The following is a 15464-nucleotide window of genomic DNA, read 5'->3' on the forward strand; positions in this document are numbered from 1 at the left end:
CCGAACGTTACTGATACTCACTCATCGGCACGCAGGAGCAGAACAGATTACGGTCGCCGTAGACGTCATCGAGACGCTTCACGGTCGGCCAGTATTTATTCTCGAAACCTGCCGGGAATGCTGCCAGCTCGCGGCTGTAAGCGTGTTCCCACGCCTGCGCCAGTTCGCGCTGGACGTGCGGCGCGTTGACCAGCGGATTGTCATCCTGCGGCCATTCGCCCTGCGCCACACGGTCGATTTCGCTGCGAATAGCCAGCATCGCGTCGATAAAGCGGTCCAGTTCGGTTTTGCTTTCCGATTCCGTCGGCTCAACCATCAGCGTGCCTGCGACCGGGAAAGACATGGTCGGCGCGTGGAAGCCGTAGTCGATAAGACGCTTGGCGATGTCCAGTTCGCTGATGCCGGTGGTCTCTTTCAGCGGACGAATATCCAGAATACATTCATGCGCCACGCGGCCATCGCGGCCCGTATAGAGCACCGGATAGGCGTCTTTCAGACGGCTGGCGATGTAGTTGGCGTTAAGGATCGCCGTCTGGCTCGCCTTTTTCAGCCCTTCTGAGCCCATCATGCGGATATACATCCAGCTTATCGGCAGAATCGACGCGCTGCCGAACGGGGCGGCACACACCGCGCCCTGCGAGGTCAGCATACCTTCAATCTGCACGACGCTGTGACCCGGAACGAACGGCGCCAGATGCGCTTTCACGCCAATCGGCCCCATGCCCGGACCGCCGCCGCCGTGCGGAATGCAGAACGTTTTATGCAGGTTAAGATGCGAGACATCCGCGCCAATGTAGCCCGGCGACGTGATACCTACCTGGGCGTTCATGTTGGCGCCGTCGAGATAAACCTGGCCGCCATACTGATGCACGATATCGCAGACTTCACGAATAGTTTCTTCATACACGCCGTGGGTGGACGGGTACGTCACCATAATACAGGAGAGCTTTTCGCCCGCCGTTTCGGCCTTCACGCGCAGATCGGCGAGGTCGATGTTGCCATGTTTATCACAGGCGACCACCACCACCTGCATCCCCGCCATCTGCGCCGACGCCGGGTTGGTGCCATGTGCGGAGCTCGGAATGAGACAGATATCGCGATGGCCTTCGTTACGGCTTTCGTGATAGTGGCGAATCGCCAGCAGGCCCGCGTACTCGCCCTGCGCGCCGGAGTTCGGCTGCATGCAGAGCGCGTCATAGCCGGTGAGTTTCACCAGCCAGTCGGAGAGCTGGCTGATCATCTGCAGATACCCTTCGGCCTGATCGGCCGGGCAGAACGGATGCAGCTCGGCGAATTCCGGCCAGGTGATGGGGATCATCTCCGCCGCCGCGTTGAGCTTCATGGTGCAGGAGCCGAGCGGGATCATTGCCTGGTTCAGCGCCAGATCCTTACGCTCAAGGCTGTGCATATAGCGCATCATCTCGGTTTCGCTGTGGTAGCGGTTAAAAACCGGATGCGTCAGGATGGCGTCGTCGCGCAGCATGGCGGGCGCAATGGAGCGGCTGTCGTGCGCGACTTCTTTATCCAGCGCGTCGATATCGACCTGCGCGTCATCGCCGGTCACGACACGCAGCAGCGCCTGAACGTCAGCACGGGTGGTGGTTTCATCAAGCGTCATGCCGACCGCGCCGGGAATATCGCTGCGCAGGTTGATTTCCTGCGCCTGCGCGCGCGCCAGCACGGCGGCTTTATCGGCAACCTCAACGCACAGCGTGTCAAACCAGGTGGCGTGACGCAGCTTCAGCCCTTTGCGTTGCAGGCCCGCCGCCAGGATATCGGCAAAACGGTGAATACGGCTGGCGATGCGCTTTAGCCCTTCCGGGCCGTGGAACACGGCGTAAAGGCTCGCGATATTGGCCAGCAGCACCTGCGAGGTACAGATGTTGGAGTTCGCTTTCTCGCGACGAATATGCTGCTCGCGGGTCTGCATCGCCATGCGCAGGGCGGTGCGACCGGCGGCATCTTTCGACACGCCGATGATGCGCCCGGGCATAGAGCGTTTAAATTCGTCGCTGGCGGCAAAGAACGCCGCATGCGGGCCGCCGTAGCCCATTGGCACGCCGAAACGCTGGGCGGAGCCGAAGACAATATCCGCGCCCTGTTTGCCCGGCGCCGTCAGCAGCACCAGCGCCATAAAATCTGCCGCCACGCTCACAATCACTTTGCGGGATTTCAGCTCGCTCATCAGTTCGCGATAGTCATGCACTTCGCCGGTGGTGCCGACCTGTTGCAACAGCACGCCAAACAGATCCTGATGATCAAGCGCCTTTTGCGCGTCATCGACAATCACGTCAAAACCAAAGGTTTCGGCGCGGGTGCGCACCACATCCAGCGTCTGCGGGTGTACATCCGCCGCGACAAAGAAACGGTTGGCGTTTTTCAGCTTGCTGACGCGTTTAGCCATCGCCATCGCTTCCGCCGCCGCGGTCGCTTCATCAAGTAGCGAGGCGGAGGCGATATCGAGCCCGGTCAGATCCAGCGTCACCTGCTGGAAATTAAGCAGCGCTTCGAGACGTCCCTGAGACACTTCCGGCTGGTAAGGCGTATAGGCCGTGTACCAGCCTGGGTTTTCCAGCATGTTGCGCAGGATGACCGGCGGAGTGTGCACCGCGGCGTAACCCATGCCGATATAGCTTTTAAAGCGCTTGTTGCGCCCGGCGATGGCTTTGAGCTCCGCCAGCGCGGCGAATTCGGTCGCGGCGTTGCCGACATCAGGCGGCGTCTCAAGCTGGATATCCGCAGGAACGATTTGCGAAATCAGCGCATCCAGCGAGTCGGCGCCAACGGTGCGCAGCATCTCCTGCTGCTGGTCAACACCCGGTCCGATATGACGCCCGATAAAAGCGTCGCGATTTTCCAGGTGGCTCAGGGTCTGGGTCATGGGCGATATTTCCTGAAACGTGCAGTGAGGCAAATTAATGCGATGGTAAGTCGTGCTCCCGACGGGAGCGGCGCGCAGCGCGGCGCTTACACTGGCCCCTGAGCGTAACTCAGGGGCCGGGACGCGAATTACTCGTCTTCTAACAGCGCTTCATACGCGCTGGCATCCAGCAGCGCGGCCACTTCGGCCTCGTCGCTGGCTTTGATTTTGAAAATCCAGCCCTGGCCGTACGGCTCGCTGTTGACCAGTTCAGGCGCGTCGCTCAGCGCATCGTTGACGGCCACGATCTCGCCGCTGACCGGCGCGTAGATGTCAGAGGCGGCTTTTACGGACTCCGCTACGGCGCAGTCGTCGCCCGCGCTGACGGTAGAACCGACATCTGGCAAATCAACAAACACCATGTCGCCCAGCAGTTCCTGCGCGTGCTCGGTGATCCCGACGGTGTAAGTACCGTCCGCTTCCTTACGCAGCCATTCGTGTTCTTTGCTGTATTTCAGTTCGTTTGGCACATTGCTCATTGCTTCTCTCCTGATAACAAAACTTACTGCGCGACCGGTTTACCGGCGCGCACGAAAACGGGTTTAGTGACCTTTACGGGCATTTCGCGGTTGCGGATCTGCACAATGGCAGTATCGCCGATACCCGCCGGAACACGAGCCAGCGCAATGCTGTAGCCGAGCGTCGGCGAGAACGTGCCGCTGGTGATAATGCCTTCGCAGGCGTTGCCCTGGGCGTCAGTGAAGCGCACCGGCAGATCGTTACGCAGCACGCCTTTTTCGGTCATTACCAGGCCCAGGAGCTGTTCGGTGCCGTTCTCACGCTGGGCTTCCAGCGCGTCGCGACCGATGAAATCGCGGTCTTCCGGCTGCCAGGCGATCGTCCAGCCCATGTTGGCGGCGAGCGGCGAAACGCCCTCGTCCATCTCCTGACCATACAAATTCATACCCGCTTCAAGGCGCAGCGTGTCGCGCGCGCCGAGGCCGCAGGGCTTCACACCCGCTTCCACCAGCTGGCTCCAGAACCCGGCCGCTTTTTCATTCAGCATCGCGATTTCATAACCCGCTTCGCCGGTATACCCGGTGGTGGCGATAAACAGCTCGTCTGCCTGCACGCCAAAGAACGGCTTCATGCCTTCGACGGCCTTGCGCTGCGCATCGTTAAACAGCGTGGCGGCTTTGGCCTTCGCGTTCGGGCCCTGAACAGCGATAAGGGAGAGATCGTCGCGCACGGTAACGGCAACGCCGTAAGGCTCGGCATGCTCGTTGATCCAGGCGAGGTCTTTTTCGCGGGTGGCAGAGTTCACCACAAGGCGGAAATAGTCTTCCGTCATGAAGTAAACAATGAGGTCGTCAATCACCCCGGCAGAGGCGTTGAGCATCGCGGTATAGAGCGCTTTACCCGGCTGGGTCAGCTTCGCCACGTCGTTTGCCAGCAGGTAGCGCAGGAAATCGCGGGTGCGCGCGCCGCGCAAGTCGACAATGGTCATATGGGAGACATCAAACATCCCCGCGTCGTTGCGCACCGCATGGTGTTCGTCAATCTGCGAGCCGTAGTGCAGCGGCATCATCCAGCCGTGGAAATCCACCATGCGCGCGCCGCAGAGGTTGTGCTGTTCATACAACGGGGTTTGTTGAGCCATCTTTTCCTCATCCTGTCAGCCGGGTTGGTGTGGGTTTCAGACAGCGAAACGCCCTGAGTGAAACCCGGCGCCGACGCCGATCCCGGCGGCGACGCAAACGTTATCTTGCGTTCGAACTTATCACCGAACGGGGGCGTAAACCATAAGCTGAACTGAGCCATCAGATTAGCTTATGACCAGAAAAGGCTTTGTGGGTGACAGAATTAAACACTGCCTGAATGGTTTCAGGCGTGAGTGAAACGCTAAAGGTCTGCCGTCTTTTTAAAATAACCGGGCAGAAACCGCTGTTTTGAAGGGAAAATAACGACGGCGCAAAAAACCAGAGATTAAAAAAACTAATCCGAAAAAGAGAGTGAAATTAGAATATTTCAAACGGGAAGAGACTTCTCTTTCCGGGTCGCGGAAAGAGAAGTGTGACGCAGTTAACGCAACCACTCGGGCAGGTCATTCAGCCCCATCGCCTGGCGAATCAGCTGCGGTTTAACGCCCGGCAGTTTATCGGCAAACATTAAGCCCAGATCGCGCAGCAGCTTTTTCGCCGGGTTGGAGCCGGAGAAGAGTTCGCGAAAACCCTGCATGCCCGCAAGCATCATCGCGGCGGCGTGCTTGCGGCTGCGCTCGTAGCGGCGCAGATAGAGATGCTGACCGATATCTTTGCCCTGCTGATGCAGGCGACGCAGTTCGCTTATCAGTTCAGCTGCGTCCATAAAGCCGAGGTTAACCCCCTGCCCGGCCAGCGGATGAATAGTGTGCGCGGCGTCGCCGACAAGCGCCAGACGGTGCGCGGCGAACTGACGCGCATAGCGCCCGGTGAGCGGAAAGACCTGACGCTCGCCCTCCAGCGCGCACAGGCCCAGACGGTTATCGAACGCCACACAGAGCGCCTGATTAAACGCAGACGCGGGGGCCTGCTGCATCCGATCCGCCTCCTGCGGCGAGAGCGACCAGACGATGGAGCAAAGATGCGGATCGCCCAGCGGCAGGAACGCCAGAATGCCGTCGCCGTGAAATACCTGTCGCGCCACGCCGCCGTGCGGCTCATCGGTGCGGATGGTGGCGACCAGCGCATGATGCTGGTAATCCCATGACGTCAGCGGGATCTCCGCCTTCGCGCGCAGCCAGGAGTTGGCGCCATCCGCGCCCACGACCAGACGCGCCGTCAGCATGTTGCCGTCTTCGAGCGTGATAAAGGCTTCGTTTTCACCCCAGGCGACCTGTTGCAGCGTCGCGGGGGCCATCAGCGTCACGGACTTGCACTGCTGCGCCTTTTGCCAGAGAGCATGGTGAATAACCGGGTTTTCGATAATGTGCCCGAGATGACTAAAGCCGAACGACGCGTCGTCAAACGCGATGCGCCCGAAGCTGTCTTTCTCCCAGACTTCCATACCGTGATAGGCCGCGGCACGATCGCGGGTGATGGTTTCCCAGACGTCAAGCCGTTTGAGGAGCGCTTCGCTGGCGGCGTTTATCGCCGAGACGCGCAGCGCCGGTGGCGCGTCCGCCTCCAGCGGCTGCGGCGCGCGCTGTTCGAGCACCGCGACGCGCAGCCCGCTGCCTTCCAGCCCGCAGGCCACCGCCAGCCCGACCATGCCGCCGCCGACAATCGCTACATCTACACTTTGCACATTCGACTCCTTAGCGCGCCACCCAACCCAGGGTGCGTCTGGCCAGCGCGTCACGCGCCGGGGTAAATAGATCCATCGCCATCAGGCCAAGGTTGCGCCCGACGACCAGCGGCGACCAGCGGTTGGCGAAAAGCTGCACAAGCCCGTCGGTAACGCCGATCGTCGCGGCTTTATCCTGCTCGCGGCGCTGCTGATACGCGCTTAACACCGGCCAGGCGCCGATATCCTGACCGTGCGCGAACGCCTGCGCCAGCGTCTCGGCGAGCGTCATAACGTCGCGCAGACCGAGGTTAAAGCCCTGACCGGCGATCGGATGCAGCGTCTGGGCGGCGTTGCCGACAAGCACCGTGCGGTGCGAAATCACGCGTGAGGCAAGGCTTAACGCGAGCGGATAACCGCTGCGCGCGCCCGCGTGCGTAATACGACCGAGCCGCCAGCCGAAGGCGTGTTGCAACTCCTGGCAGAAGCGCTCATCGCTCCAGCCGAGCACCTGCGCCTGTTTATCCAGCGGATGGCACCAGACCAGCGAGCTGCGCCCCCCGGACATCGGCAGCAGCGCCAGCGGACCGTGCTCGGTGAAACGTTCAAACGCGCGGCCCTGATGGGGCACCGCAGTCGCGACATTGGCGATAATCGCCGCCTGATGATAAGGCTGCTGACGCCATTCGATGCCGCACTGCGCGCCGATGGACGACCGCGACCCGTCGGCGGCGACCAGTATCTGCCCTTCCAGCGTTTCGCCACTATTAAGCTGCACGCTGACCGCCGCTTCACGACGCGTAATGGTCACCACGCGGGCCGGACAATGCAGATGAACGCCTGGCGCTTTACGCAACAGGCTGAAAAGCCGCTGTCCGGCGTCGTGTAATTCGACCACGTTGCCCAGCGCCTGCGTCTGGTAATCGCGCGCGTTGAGCGTCACAAAACCGGCGTGACCGCGGTCGCTAACGTGAACGGTGGTGATAGGCGTGGCGCAGGAGGCGAGCGCCTGCCAGACGCCGACGCGTGCGAGCTCCCGGCAGGTGCCGTCTGCAAGCGCGATGGCGCGGGCATCAAAGCCTGGATGCGCGGCGGATTCCGGCGCGCTGGCTTCCACCAGGTGTACCGGCAACGCGCCATGAGTGAAGCGAGAGATAGCCAGCGCGAGCGTCGCGCCAGCCATGCCGCCGCCTGCGATAATCACGCTCATGAGCGCCGCGCCGCCGCCATCAGCGCTTCGATGTCATCTGCTGATTTTACGACGCTGGCGGTGAGGTTTTCGTTACCGGTTTCGGTGATGACGATATCGTCTTCGATACGAATGCCGATGCCGCGATACGCCTCCGGCACGTCGGCGTCCGGTGCGATATAGAGGCCCGGCTCAACGGTAATGACCATGCCCGGCGCCAGAATGCGCGAGCGATCCGGGCCGTAGAACCCAACATCGTGCACATCGAGCCCCAGCCAGTGGCTGAGCCCGTGCATAAAGTACGGACGATGCGCGTTATCGGCGACCAGCTGTTCCACATCGCCCTGCAAAATGCCAAGTCCGATAAGCCCTTTGACCATCACGCGTACGACATCGCCGGTGACGTCCTGGATCGACGTGCCGGGACGGAAGAGACGCAGCGCGGTTTCCAGCGACTCCAGCACGATGTCGTAGACGGCGCGCTGAGCCGGGGTGAATTTGCCGTTTACCGGAAAAGTGCGAGTGATATCGCCCGCGTAGCCCCGGTATTCACATCCGGCGTCGATCAGGACCAGATCGCCGTCGCGCAGCTGGCTTTCGTTTTCGGTATAATGGAGGATGCAGCCGTTTTCGCCGCCGCCCACGATGGTGTTATAGGAAGGAAAACGCGCGCCGTGGCGGGTGAATTCATGCAGAATTTCGCCTTCCAGCTCATATTCATACATGCCAGGACGGCATTTTTGCATGGCGCGGGTATGCGCCAGCGCGCTGATTTCACCGGCGCGGCGCATCACAGCCAGCTCTTCCGGGGATTTAAACAGGCGCAATTCGTGTACCCAGGGACGCCAGTCGGTGAGCGTGGCGGGTGCCGAGAGGTTCTGACGCGAACCGCGACGCAGCTTATCGAGCGCGGCGAAAACGATGGTGTCGGCATAAGCGTATTCGCCCTGCGCGTGATAGACCACATCCAGCCCGTTGAGCAACTGATAGAGCTGCTCGTCGATTTCGTTATAGGCCAGCGCACGGTCAACACCGAGCTTCGCCGGTGCCGCATCCTGCCCGAGACGACGGCCAGACCAGATCTCCGCGGTTTTATCGCGCAGACGGTTGAAGATAACGCTGTGGCTGTGGGTCTCATCGCTTTTGATGAGCACCAGCACGGCTTCAGGCTCGTTAAAGCCGGTGAAGTACCAGAAATCGCTGCTCTGGCGATACGGATATTCGCTGTCGGCGCTGCGCGTCGCTTGCGGCGCGGCAAAGATCAGCGCCGCGCTGGCGGGCGCCATTTTCGCCAGCAACGCCTGACGGCGTCGCAGAAACTCTTGCTGTGTCATTGCACCTCCTGAGTAAACGAATTTTAGTGAAGCGTCGGCTTTTTCACTTCTGGCGCAGTGGGCGTCTGGCGCGTAAAGGTGTCATGGCAGAGCAGCGCCGCAACGCGCACATACTCGACTATCTCCTCAAGCGACATCTCCAGCTCCTCCTGATCTTCGCCTTCGTCATAGCCGAGCTGGGCGATGTTACGCAGATCGTCGATAGCCTCGCCGGTTTCGCCGGTGATTTTATCGAGCTTCGGCTGCGTCACGCCAAGGCCCAGCAGGAAATGGTTGACCCAGCCTGCCAGCGCGTCGGCGCGGTCGAAAACCGAGACATCATCGCCGTCCGGCAGCCAGAGCTGGAACAGGAAACCGTCATCCTCCAGCGTATCGCTGGTGGCGGCGTGCAGCTGACGCAGCGCCTGCGCGAGCTGCTGGCCGAACGCCAGGCCCTCGTTGGTGAGGTCATGCAGCAGCGGTTGCCAGCTGCTGTCATGGTTGCCACCGCACAGGATTCCACTGATAAGGCCGTGCATTTCTGCGGGGGTCAGGCCCACGCCTTGCTGATTGAGCAACTGGCCGACTTCGTCGTAACCAGGCATTTCGTTCTGTATAGACATGCGCATTCGTCGTCGTTGGGAGGATGAGTTCGTGTTATGCTACCACTTCGTGCCCTGGTGATACCAGAAAAGGGCTTGTGTCTTCATATCAGGGTAGCTATAGTGTCGCCCCTTCGCAGCCCCGGCGCGAATGGTTGGCGAGTCAACAGCAGGAAAGTGGAATGTCTGCACAACCAGTCGATATCCAAATTTTTGGCCGTTCACTACGGGTGAATTGCCCGCCGGAACAGCGAGATGCACTGAATCAGGCTGCGGACGAGCTGAATCAACGGTTGCAAGATCTGAAAGTTCGCACTAGAGTCACCAATACTGAGCAGTTAGTTTTCATCGCAGCGCTGAACATCTGTTATGAACTGGCTCAGGAAAAAGTGAAAACCCGTGACTACGCGGCCAACATGGAACAGCGTATCCGGATGCTCCAGCAGACCATTGAGCAAGCATTACTTGAGCAAGGTCGCATAAGTGAAAGAGCGGAGCCAAAGTTTGAATAACGCTTCAGGGTTTACTATGGTAGAGTGACCGTGAAGAAAAAATTTCTCTGAGATGTTCGCAAGCGGGCCAGTCCCCTGAGCCGATATTTCAAAAAAACAGAATGTGACGCTCCACGGTTGGTGAGCATGCTCGGTTCGTCCGAGAAGCCTTAAAACCGTGACGACGCATTCACCTTGAACCACGGGTTCAAGGGTTACAGCCTGCGGCGGCATCTCGGAGATTCCCCTTCTTTTTACTACCATGAATCAACTTCCTGTCAGTACCGACCTCCGACAACAAATCCGTAAAACCATACGTCAACAGCGCCGCGCGCTGACGGCCGAACAGCAGGCGCATTTCGCCGAGCGGGCCGCCGCACGTATGCTGGGCTTCGCACCGGTTGTGGAAGCGCGCACCGTCGCAGTATTTCTCTCGTTCGATGGCGAGCTCGACACCCGTCCGCTGATTGAAGGCCTGTGGCGCGCCGGGAAACAGGTGTACCTGCCCGTGCTCCACCCTTTCAGCCCCGGCAATCTTTTATTTCTGCGCTATCTGCCGGACAGCCTGCTCTCCACCAATCGTCTGAAAATTCTTGAGCCCGCGCTCGATGTGCGCCATGTATTGCCGCTCGACAGGCTCGACGTGCTGATCACACCGCTGGTGGCGTTTGACCGTACGGGCCAGCGCCTCGGTATGGGCGGCGGTTTTTACGATCGCACCCTGCAACACTGGCGCGACCACGGATTCTTCCCGGTCGGTTACGCGCACGACTGCCAGCAGGTGGAGCGCCTGCCCGTGGAAGAGTGGGATATTCCGCTGCCTGCGGTGATAACGCCAACGCAAACCTGGCGCTGGTAAAAGAAAAGCCGGGCCGCAATCAAGCGACCCGGCTTTCGCACCGAGAGTGCAGAACCAGGCAGCGTCACGCCACCCGGCACGCACCATTAATAAAGCAGACGAGCGCGGATGGTGCCCTGAATAGCCTTCATGCTTTGCAGCGCTTTGTTCGCCACCTCTTCCGGCGCGTCGACATCGATAACCACATAGCCCATCTGCGGGGTGGTTTGCAGGAACTGCGCGGCGATGTTGATGCCCTGCTCGGCGAAAATCTGGTTGATGGCGGTCAGGACGCCCGGACGGTTTTCGTGAATATGCAGCAGACGGCTGACGCTGCCGCCGTGCAGCGGCAGAGAAACTTCCGGGAAATTCACCGCCGAGAGCGTGGAGCCGTTGTCGGAGTATTTCGCGAGCTTGCCCGCCACTTCCAGACCGATATTCTCCTGCGCTTCCTGCGTTGAACCGCCGATGTGCGGCGTCAGGATCACGTTGTCGAACTCGCACAGCGGCGAATTAAACGGATCGCTGTTGGTCGCAGGCTCGACCGGGAATACGTCAATCGCCGCGCCCGCCAGATGTTTGCTGGAAAGCGCCTCGCAGAGCGCCGGAATGTCGACCACGGTGCCGCGCGCGGCGTTGATCAGCAGCGCGCCGGGCTTCATCAGCGCCAGCTCTTCGGCGCCAATCATGTTTTTGGTCGACGCGTTTTCCGGCACGTGCAGGCTCACTACGTCGCTCATATTAAGCAGATCGGAGAGATGCTGTACCTGCGTGGCGTTACCGAGCGGCAGTTTGCTTTCGATATCATAGAAAAAAACGTTCATGCCCAGCGATTCCGCCAGGATGCCGAGCTGGGTGCCGATATGGCCGTAGCCGATAATCCCCAGCTTTTTGCCGCGTGCCTCATAAGAGCCTGCCGCCAGTTTGTTCCAGATACCGCGATGCGCTTTGGCGTTTGCTTCCGGAATACCGCGCAGCAGCAGCAGCAGCTCGCCGATCACCAGTTCAGCCACCGAGCGGGTGTTAGAGAACGGCGCGTTAAAAACCGGAATGCCGCGCTTCGCCGCCGCGTCCAGATCCACTTGGTTGGTGCCGATGCAGAAGCAGCCGACCGCCACCAGTTTTTCCGCAGCGGCGAAAATCTCTTCAGTCAGATGAGTACGGGATCGCAGGCCGATAAAATGCGCATCGCGGATGGACGCTTTCAGCTGCTCGCTGTCGAGCGCGCCCTTGTGATATTCAATGTTGGTATAACCTGCAGCGCGCAGGCTATCGATGGCTTTCTGGTGAACGCCTTCCACCAGCAAGAATTTAATTTTGTCTTTCTCCAGCGATACTTTTGCCATTTCCCGACCCTGTCTTGTCTGAACTGTTATGTAGCTGAAATAAGCCAGCCTTCTGTCAACATATCAAAATTTGCGTTCCCGGCAATATGAACGTTTGCGTCGCGATGTTGAAGAAATATCACGGAGAGATAAAAGGCAGGACAAAATATGGCATGTCAGAAATATGACGGAAGGATTAACAGGATGGAAACAAAAATGTGAGAGATGTCACCAAATTTAACGCAGGGAAAATTTTTTCGCAGCGGGGCGCCTACGCGCCCCGGTCAGATCATTTTACGATGGTTTTCACGCCATCTGCGGTGCCGATGAGCGCCACATCCGCGCCGCGGTTCGCAAACAGCCCGACGGTCACCACGCCCGGAATGGCGTTAATCGCATTCTCCAGCGCGACAGGGTCGAGAATGGCCATACCGTGCACATCGAGAATGACGTTGCCGTTATCGGTCACCACACCCTGACGGTATTCCGGACGCCCGCCGAGCTTCACCAACTGGCGCGCCACGGCGCTTCGCGCCATCGGGATCACTTCCACCGGCAGCGGGAAGTTGCCAAGCACATCCACCTGCTTGGACGCATCCGCGATGCAGATAAACTTCTGCGCGACCGACGCGATGATTTTCTCGCGGGTCAGCGCCGCACCGCCGCCTTTGATCATCTGCATCTGGCCGTTTATCTCATCAGCGCCATCGACATAGATGCCGAGCGTGTCGACTTCATTGAGATCAAAAACGGTGATGCCTAAGCTTTTCAGCTTCTCGGTCGAGGCGTCGGAGCTGGAAACCGCCCCTTCAATCTCGTTTTTCATGGTGCCCAGCGCGTCGATAAAATGCGCGGCGGTCGAGCCGGTGCCGACCCCGACAATCGTGCCTGGCTCGACATACTGAAGCGCGGCCCAGCCGACGGCTTTTTTAAGTTCATCCTGCGTCATGAGAGTTTTGCCTGTGGTGTGAAAACTGTCGCGCATTATAGAACAAGCCGCGGCCCAGTGGACCAGACATTCTGCGGCACAGATCCGATGTTTGCGTTTGGGTCTGTATAGCGCGCAAATTTATGTCATAGTGCGACTGATAATGAGACAGGGAGCACACCACAGAGATGAAACGCCCGGACTACCGAACACTACAGGCGCTGGATGCGGTGATAAGAGAGCGCGGTTTTGAGCGCGCCGCACAAAAGCTGTGTATTACGCAGTCCGCCGTATCACAACGTATCAAGCAGCTGGAGAACACATTCGGCCAGCCGCTGCTGGTGCGTACCGTGCCGCCGCGTCCGACCGAACAGGGGCAAAAGCTGCTGGCGCTGCTGCGTCAGGTAGAGTTGCTGGAAGAAGAGTGGCTGGGCGACGAGCAAACCGGCTCGACGCCGCTGCTGCTGTCGCTTGCGGTTAACGCCGACAGTCTCGCGACGTGGCTGCTGCCAGCGCTGGCGCCAGTGCTGGCCGATTCGCCGGTGCGTCTCAACCTGCAGGTGGAAGATGAAACCCGCACCCAGGAGCGGCTGCGCCGCGGCGAAGTGGTGGGCGCGGTGAGTATCCAGCCCCAGGCCCTGCCGAGCTGTCTCGTCGATCAACTGGGCGCGCTGGATTATCTGTTCGTCGCCTCGAAAGCGTTCGCCGATCGCTATTTCCCGAACGGCGTTAACCGCGCCTCGCTGCTGAAAGCGCCCGCCGTCGCGTTCGACCATCTCGACGATATGCACCAGGCGTTTTTGCAGCAGAATTTCGACCTGCCGCCCGGCAGCGTGCCGTGTCACATTGTTAACTCGTCAGAGGCGTTCGTGCAGCTGGCGCGTCAGGGCACCACGTGCTGTATGATCCCCCATCTGCAGATTGAAAAAGAGCTGCAAAGCGGCGAGCTTATCGATCTCACGCCAGGGTTGTATCAGCGCCGCATGCTTTTCTGGCACCGCTTCGCGCCGGAGAGTCGCATGATGCGCAAGGTCACGGACGCGCTGCTGGATTATGGGCGTAAGGTGCTGCGTCAGGATTAAAAAACCCGCCGGATGGCGGGTTTTTCGTTTACTGCTGCGACGGCGCGTTGGTCGCCGCTGGCGCAGTGCCCTGATTCGACGTACCGTTCTGGTTCGCCGTGCCGCTCTGGGCCTGGGAAGGCTGGAGTTCAAATACCACATCCACCTGATCGTCAAACTGAATAGTCTGCTGATCGTAGGTGTCCTGGGCGGAAGCCGGTGCGGCCGCTTCGGCTTTCATCATGCGCATCATCGGCGTCGGCTGGTAGTTTGAGACGTGATAACGCACGCTGTACACCGGGCCAAGTTTGCTGTTGAAGCCGCTGGCCAGCTGCTGCGCCTGACGCACCGCGTCATCGATGGCGGCTTTACGCGCTTTGTCTTTATATTCATCCGGATGCGCCACAGCTAACGACACGGAGCGAATTTCATTCAGTCCGGCCTTCAGCGCGCCATCCAGCAGTTCATTGAGTTTATCGAGCTTGCGCAACGTGACTTCCACGGTGCGTACCGCGCGGTAGCCTTTCAGCTGAGTTTTGCCATCCTTGAGATATTCATACTCCGGCTGGGTGCGCAGGTTAGCGGCGTTTACATCTTTTTTCTCAACGCCATTGTTTTGCAGGAACGTCAGATACTGCGCCACGCGATCGTCCGCCTGTTTTTTCGCGCCAGCCGCATCTTTCGCGGAGACATTCACTTCAATCGCCAGCGTCGCGATATCCGGCACCGCGTCCACGCTCGCCGTGCCGGAGGTGACGATATGCGGACCGTTGGGCAGTTCATTCGCCTGAACGGAGGCCGCGCCGAAACCCATCATTGCCGCAAGGGCTATCACTTTAAACTTCACTGTTATTCCTCCATGCTGCGTGCAAGTGAAACCGCCCGTCAGAGCAGACGGGCATCTGCCTGCAAGCTTAGCGTCCCGTCGCGGAATGTCCATCAGAGAAGGCTTAGAGGCCGAGCGTCGCCAGGTGGCTTACCCCCTCTCGCGCCAGCTGGAAAGCGATAAACCACATCACCAGCCCCACCAGCAGATTAATCATCCGCTGCGCCCGAACGGTGCGCAGACGCGGCGCAAGCCATGCGGCGAGCAGCGCCAGGCTGAAAAACCAGAGTACCGACGCGCTAATCGTGCCCAGCGCGAACGCGCGTTTTGGTAATGCGTCAAGCTGCCCGCCGAGGCTGCCCAGCACCACGAAGGTGTCGAGGTACACATGCGGGTTAAGCCAGGTGACGGCAAGCATCGTGGTGATGATTCGCAGCCTGCCGTGCTTCATCGCCTCCGCCGAGGCGAATTCAGGGTTGCCGGCAAGCGCGGTTTTCAGCGCGCCGAAACCGTACCAGAACAGAAACGCCACGCCGCCCCAGGTGACGAGCGCCAGCAGCCAGGGCGACGCCATCAGAATCGCGCTGCCGCCAAAAATACCGGCACAGATAAGAACGATATCGCTCAGAGCGCAAAGTGAGGCGATCATCAGATGATACTGGCGACGAATACCCTGATTCAGCACAAAAGCGTTTTGCGGGCCGAGCGGCAGGATCATTGCCGCGCCCAGGGCAAGCCCCTGAAAATAAAAACTTAACACGTTGAGT

Annotated in this window: 14 protein-coding genes and 1 other RNA gene; 4 read left to right on the forward strand and 11 right to left on the reverse strand. The window is 59.7% G+C overall.

All coding sequences use genetic code 11. From position 1 onward, the window contains the following. Nucleotides 1-7 precede the first annotated feature (7 nt). From gcvP to AFK67_RS16960, 7 genes are all read right to left on the reverse strand, one after another. Entirely contained in the window at nt 8-2881 is a 2874-nt protein-coding gene (gcvP, locus tag AFK67_RS16930) for an aminomethyl-transferring glycine dehydrogenase (protein WP_007718949.1), read from the reverse strand. A 128-nt stretch (nt 2882-3009) separates the two neighbouring features. After that, the gene (gene gcvH, locus AFK67_RS16935; protein ID WP_007718946.1) at nt 3010-3399 is read right to left on the reverse strand and encodes a glycine cleavage system protein GcvH; all 390 of its coding nucleotides are present in this window, start codon (nt 3397-3399) and stop codon (nt 3010-3012) included. A 23-nt stretch (nt 3400-3422) separates the two neighbouring features. Then, a complete protein-coding gene (gcvT, locus tag AFK67_RS16940; protein WP_007718945.1) occupies nt 3423-4520 on the reverse strand; it encodes a glycine cleavage system aminomethyltransferase GcvT in 1098 nt (365 codons plus the stop codon). A 422-nt stretch (nt 4521-4942) separates the two neighbouring features. Next, on the reverse strand, nt 4943-6145 hold the full coding sequence (gene ubiI / locus AFK67_RS16945) for an FAD-dependent 2-octaprenylphenol hydroxylase (RefSeq protein WP_007718944.1): 1203 nt from the start codon (nt 6143-6145) through the stop codon (nt 4943-4945). 10 nt (nt 6146-6155) lie between these two features. Further along, a complete protein-coding gene (gene ubiH, locus AFK67_RS16950) occupies nt 6156-7334 on the reverse strand; it encodes a 2-octaprenyl-6-methoxyphenyl hydroxylase (protein WP_007718942.1) in 1179 nt (392 codons plus the stop codon). Further along, nucleotides 7331-8647: a Xaa-Pro aminopeptidase gene (pepP, locus tag AFK67_RS16955; RefSeq protein ID WP_007718941.1), complete on the reverse strand. Its 1317-nt coding sequence runs from the start codon at nt 8645-8647 to the stop codon at nt 7331-7333. The genes ubiH and pepP overlap by 4 nt, the downstream gene beginning before the upstream one ends. A gap of 23 nt (nt 8648-8670) precedes the next feature. Beyond that, nucleotides 8671-9249: a YecA/YgfB family protein gene (locus AFK67_RS16960; protein ID WP_007752124.1), complete on the reverse strand. Its 579-nt coding sequence runs from the start codon at nt 9247-9249 to the stop codon at nt 8671-8673. Nucleotides 9250-9410: 161 nt separating this feature from the next. Here AFK67_RS16960 and zapA point away from each other — a divergent pair, with 161 nt between their 5' ends. The 3 genes from zapA to AFK67_RS16970 all read left to right on the forward strand — a co-directional run bounded on the left by zapA (nt 9411) and on the right by AFK67_RS16970 (nt 10578). Beyond that, the gene (zapA, locus tag AFK67_RS16965) at nt 9411-9740 is read left to right on the forward strand and encodes a cell division protein ZapA (RefSeq protein WP_004385658.1); all 330 of its coding nucleotides are present in this window, start codon (nt 9411-9413) and stop codon (nt 9738-9740) included. Nucleotides 9741-9781: 41 nt separating this feature from the next. After that, nucleotides 9782-9965: non-coding RNA, 6S RNA (gene ssrS, locus AFK67_RS22240), on the forward strand. A gap of 16 nt (nt 9966-9981) precedes the next feature. Beyond that, nucleotides 9982-10578 (forward strand): 5-formyltetrahydrofolate cyclo-ligase, encoded by a 597-nt coding sequence (locus AFK67_RS16970; RefSeq protein WP_032967001.1) that lies wholly within the window; start codon nt 9982-9984, stop codon nt 10576-10578. Between the two features lie 86 nt (nt 10579-10664). Here AFK67_RS16970 and serA read toward each other — a convergent pair whose 3' ends face one another. Both serA and rpiA read right to left on the reverse strand, forming a co-directional pair. Beyond that, a complete protein-coding gene (serA, locus tag AFK67_RS16975; RefSeq protein ID WP_007718931.1) occupies nt 10665-11903 on the reverse strand; it encodes a phosphoglycerate dehydrogenase in 1239 nt (412 codons plus the stop codon). Nucleotides 11904-12171: 268 nt separating this feature from the next. After that, nucleotides 12172-12831 (reverse strand): ribose-5-phosphate isomerase RpiA, encoded by a 660-nt coding sequence (rpiA, locus tag AFK67_RS16980; RefSeq protein ID WP_007718925.1) that lies wholly within the window; start codon nt 12829-12831, stop codon nt 12172-12174. A gap of 167 nt (nt 12832-12998) precedes the next feature. Between rpiA and argP the strand changes: the two genes are divergently transcribed. Continuing rightward, on the forward strand, nt 12999-13892 hold the full coding sequence (gene argP / locus AFK67_RS16985) for a DNA-binding transcriptional regulator ArgP (RefSeq protein ID WP_007718922.1): 894 nt from the start codon (nt 12999-13001) through the stop codon (nt 13890-13892). Between the two features lie 28 nt (nt 13893-13920). On the opposite strand, the gene AFK67_RS16990 is transcribed toward argP, so the two are convergent. Together AFK67_RS16990 and argO are read right to left on the reverse strand one after the other, a co-directional pair. Next, on the reverse strand, nt 13921-14718 hold the full coding sequence (locus tag AFK67_RS16990) for an oxidative stress defense protein (protein ID WP_007718920.1): 798 nt from the start codon (nt 14716-14718) through the stop codon (nt 13921-13923). 103 nt (nt 14719-14821) lie between these two features. Continuing rightward, a complete protein-coding gene (gene argO / locus AFK67_RS16995) occupies nt 14822-15457 on the reverse strand; it encodes an arginine exporter ArgO (RefSeq protein WP_007718918.1) in 636 nt (211 codons plus the stop codon). Nucleotides 15458-15464: the final 7 nt, after the last annotated feature.

The sequence above is a fragment of the Cronobacter dublinensis subsp. dublinensis LMG 23823 genome, from assembly GCF_001277235.1.
Lineage (GTDB): Bacteria > Pseudomonadota > Gammaproteobacteria > Enterobacterales > Enterobacteriaceae > Cronobacter > Cronobacter dublinensis.

Coding starts and splice junctions, on each gene's coding strand:
- zapA (WP_004385658.1), top strand. CDS start 9,411: ATGTCTGCACAACCAGTCGATATCCAAATTTTTGGCCGTTCACTACGG.
- ubiH (WP_007718942.1), bottom strand. CDS start 7,334: ATGAGCGTGATTATCGCAGGCGGCGGCATGGCTGGCGCGACGCTCGCG.
- AFK67_RS16960 (WP_007752124.1), bottom strand. CDS start 9,249: ATGTCTATACAGAACGAAATGCCTGGTTACGACGAAGTCGGCCAGTTG.
- gcvH (WP_007718946.1), bottom strand. CDS start 3,399: ATGAGCAATGTGCCAAACGAACTGAAATACAGCAAAGAACACGAATGG.
- gcvP (WP_007718949.1), bottom strand. CDS start 2,881: ATGACCCAGACCCTGAGCCACCTGGAAAATCGCGACGCTTTTATCGGG.
- argP (WP_007718922.1), top strand. CDS start 12,999: ATGAAACGCCCGGACTACCGAACACTACAGGCGCTGGATGCGGTGATA.
- serA (WP_007718931.1), bottom strand. CDS start 11,903: ATGGCAAAAGTATCGCTGGAGAAAGACAAAATTAAATTCTTGCTGGTG.
- AFK67_RS16970 (WP_032967001.1), top strand. CDS start 9,982: ATGAATCAACTTCCTGTCAGTACCGACCTCCGACAACAAATCCGTAAA.
- gcvT (WP_007718945.1), bottom strand. CDS start 4,520: ATGGCTCAACAAACCCCGTTGTATGAACAGCACAACCTCTGCGGCGCG.
- pepP (WP_007718941.1), bottom strand. CDS start 8,647: ATGACACAGCAAGAGTTTCTGCGACGCCGTCAGGCGTTGCTGGCGAAA.
- rpiA (WP_007718925.1), bottom strand. CDS start 12,831: ATGACGCAGGATGAACTTAAAAAAGCCGTCGGCTGGGCCGCGCTTCAG.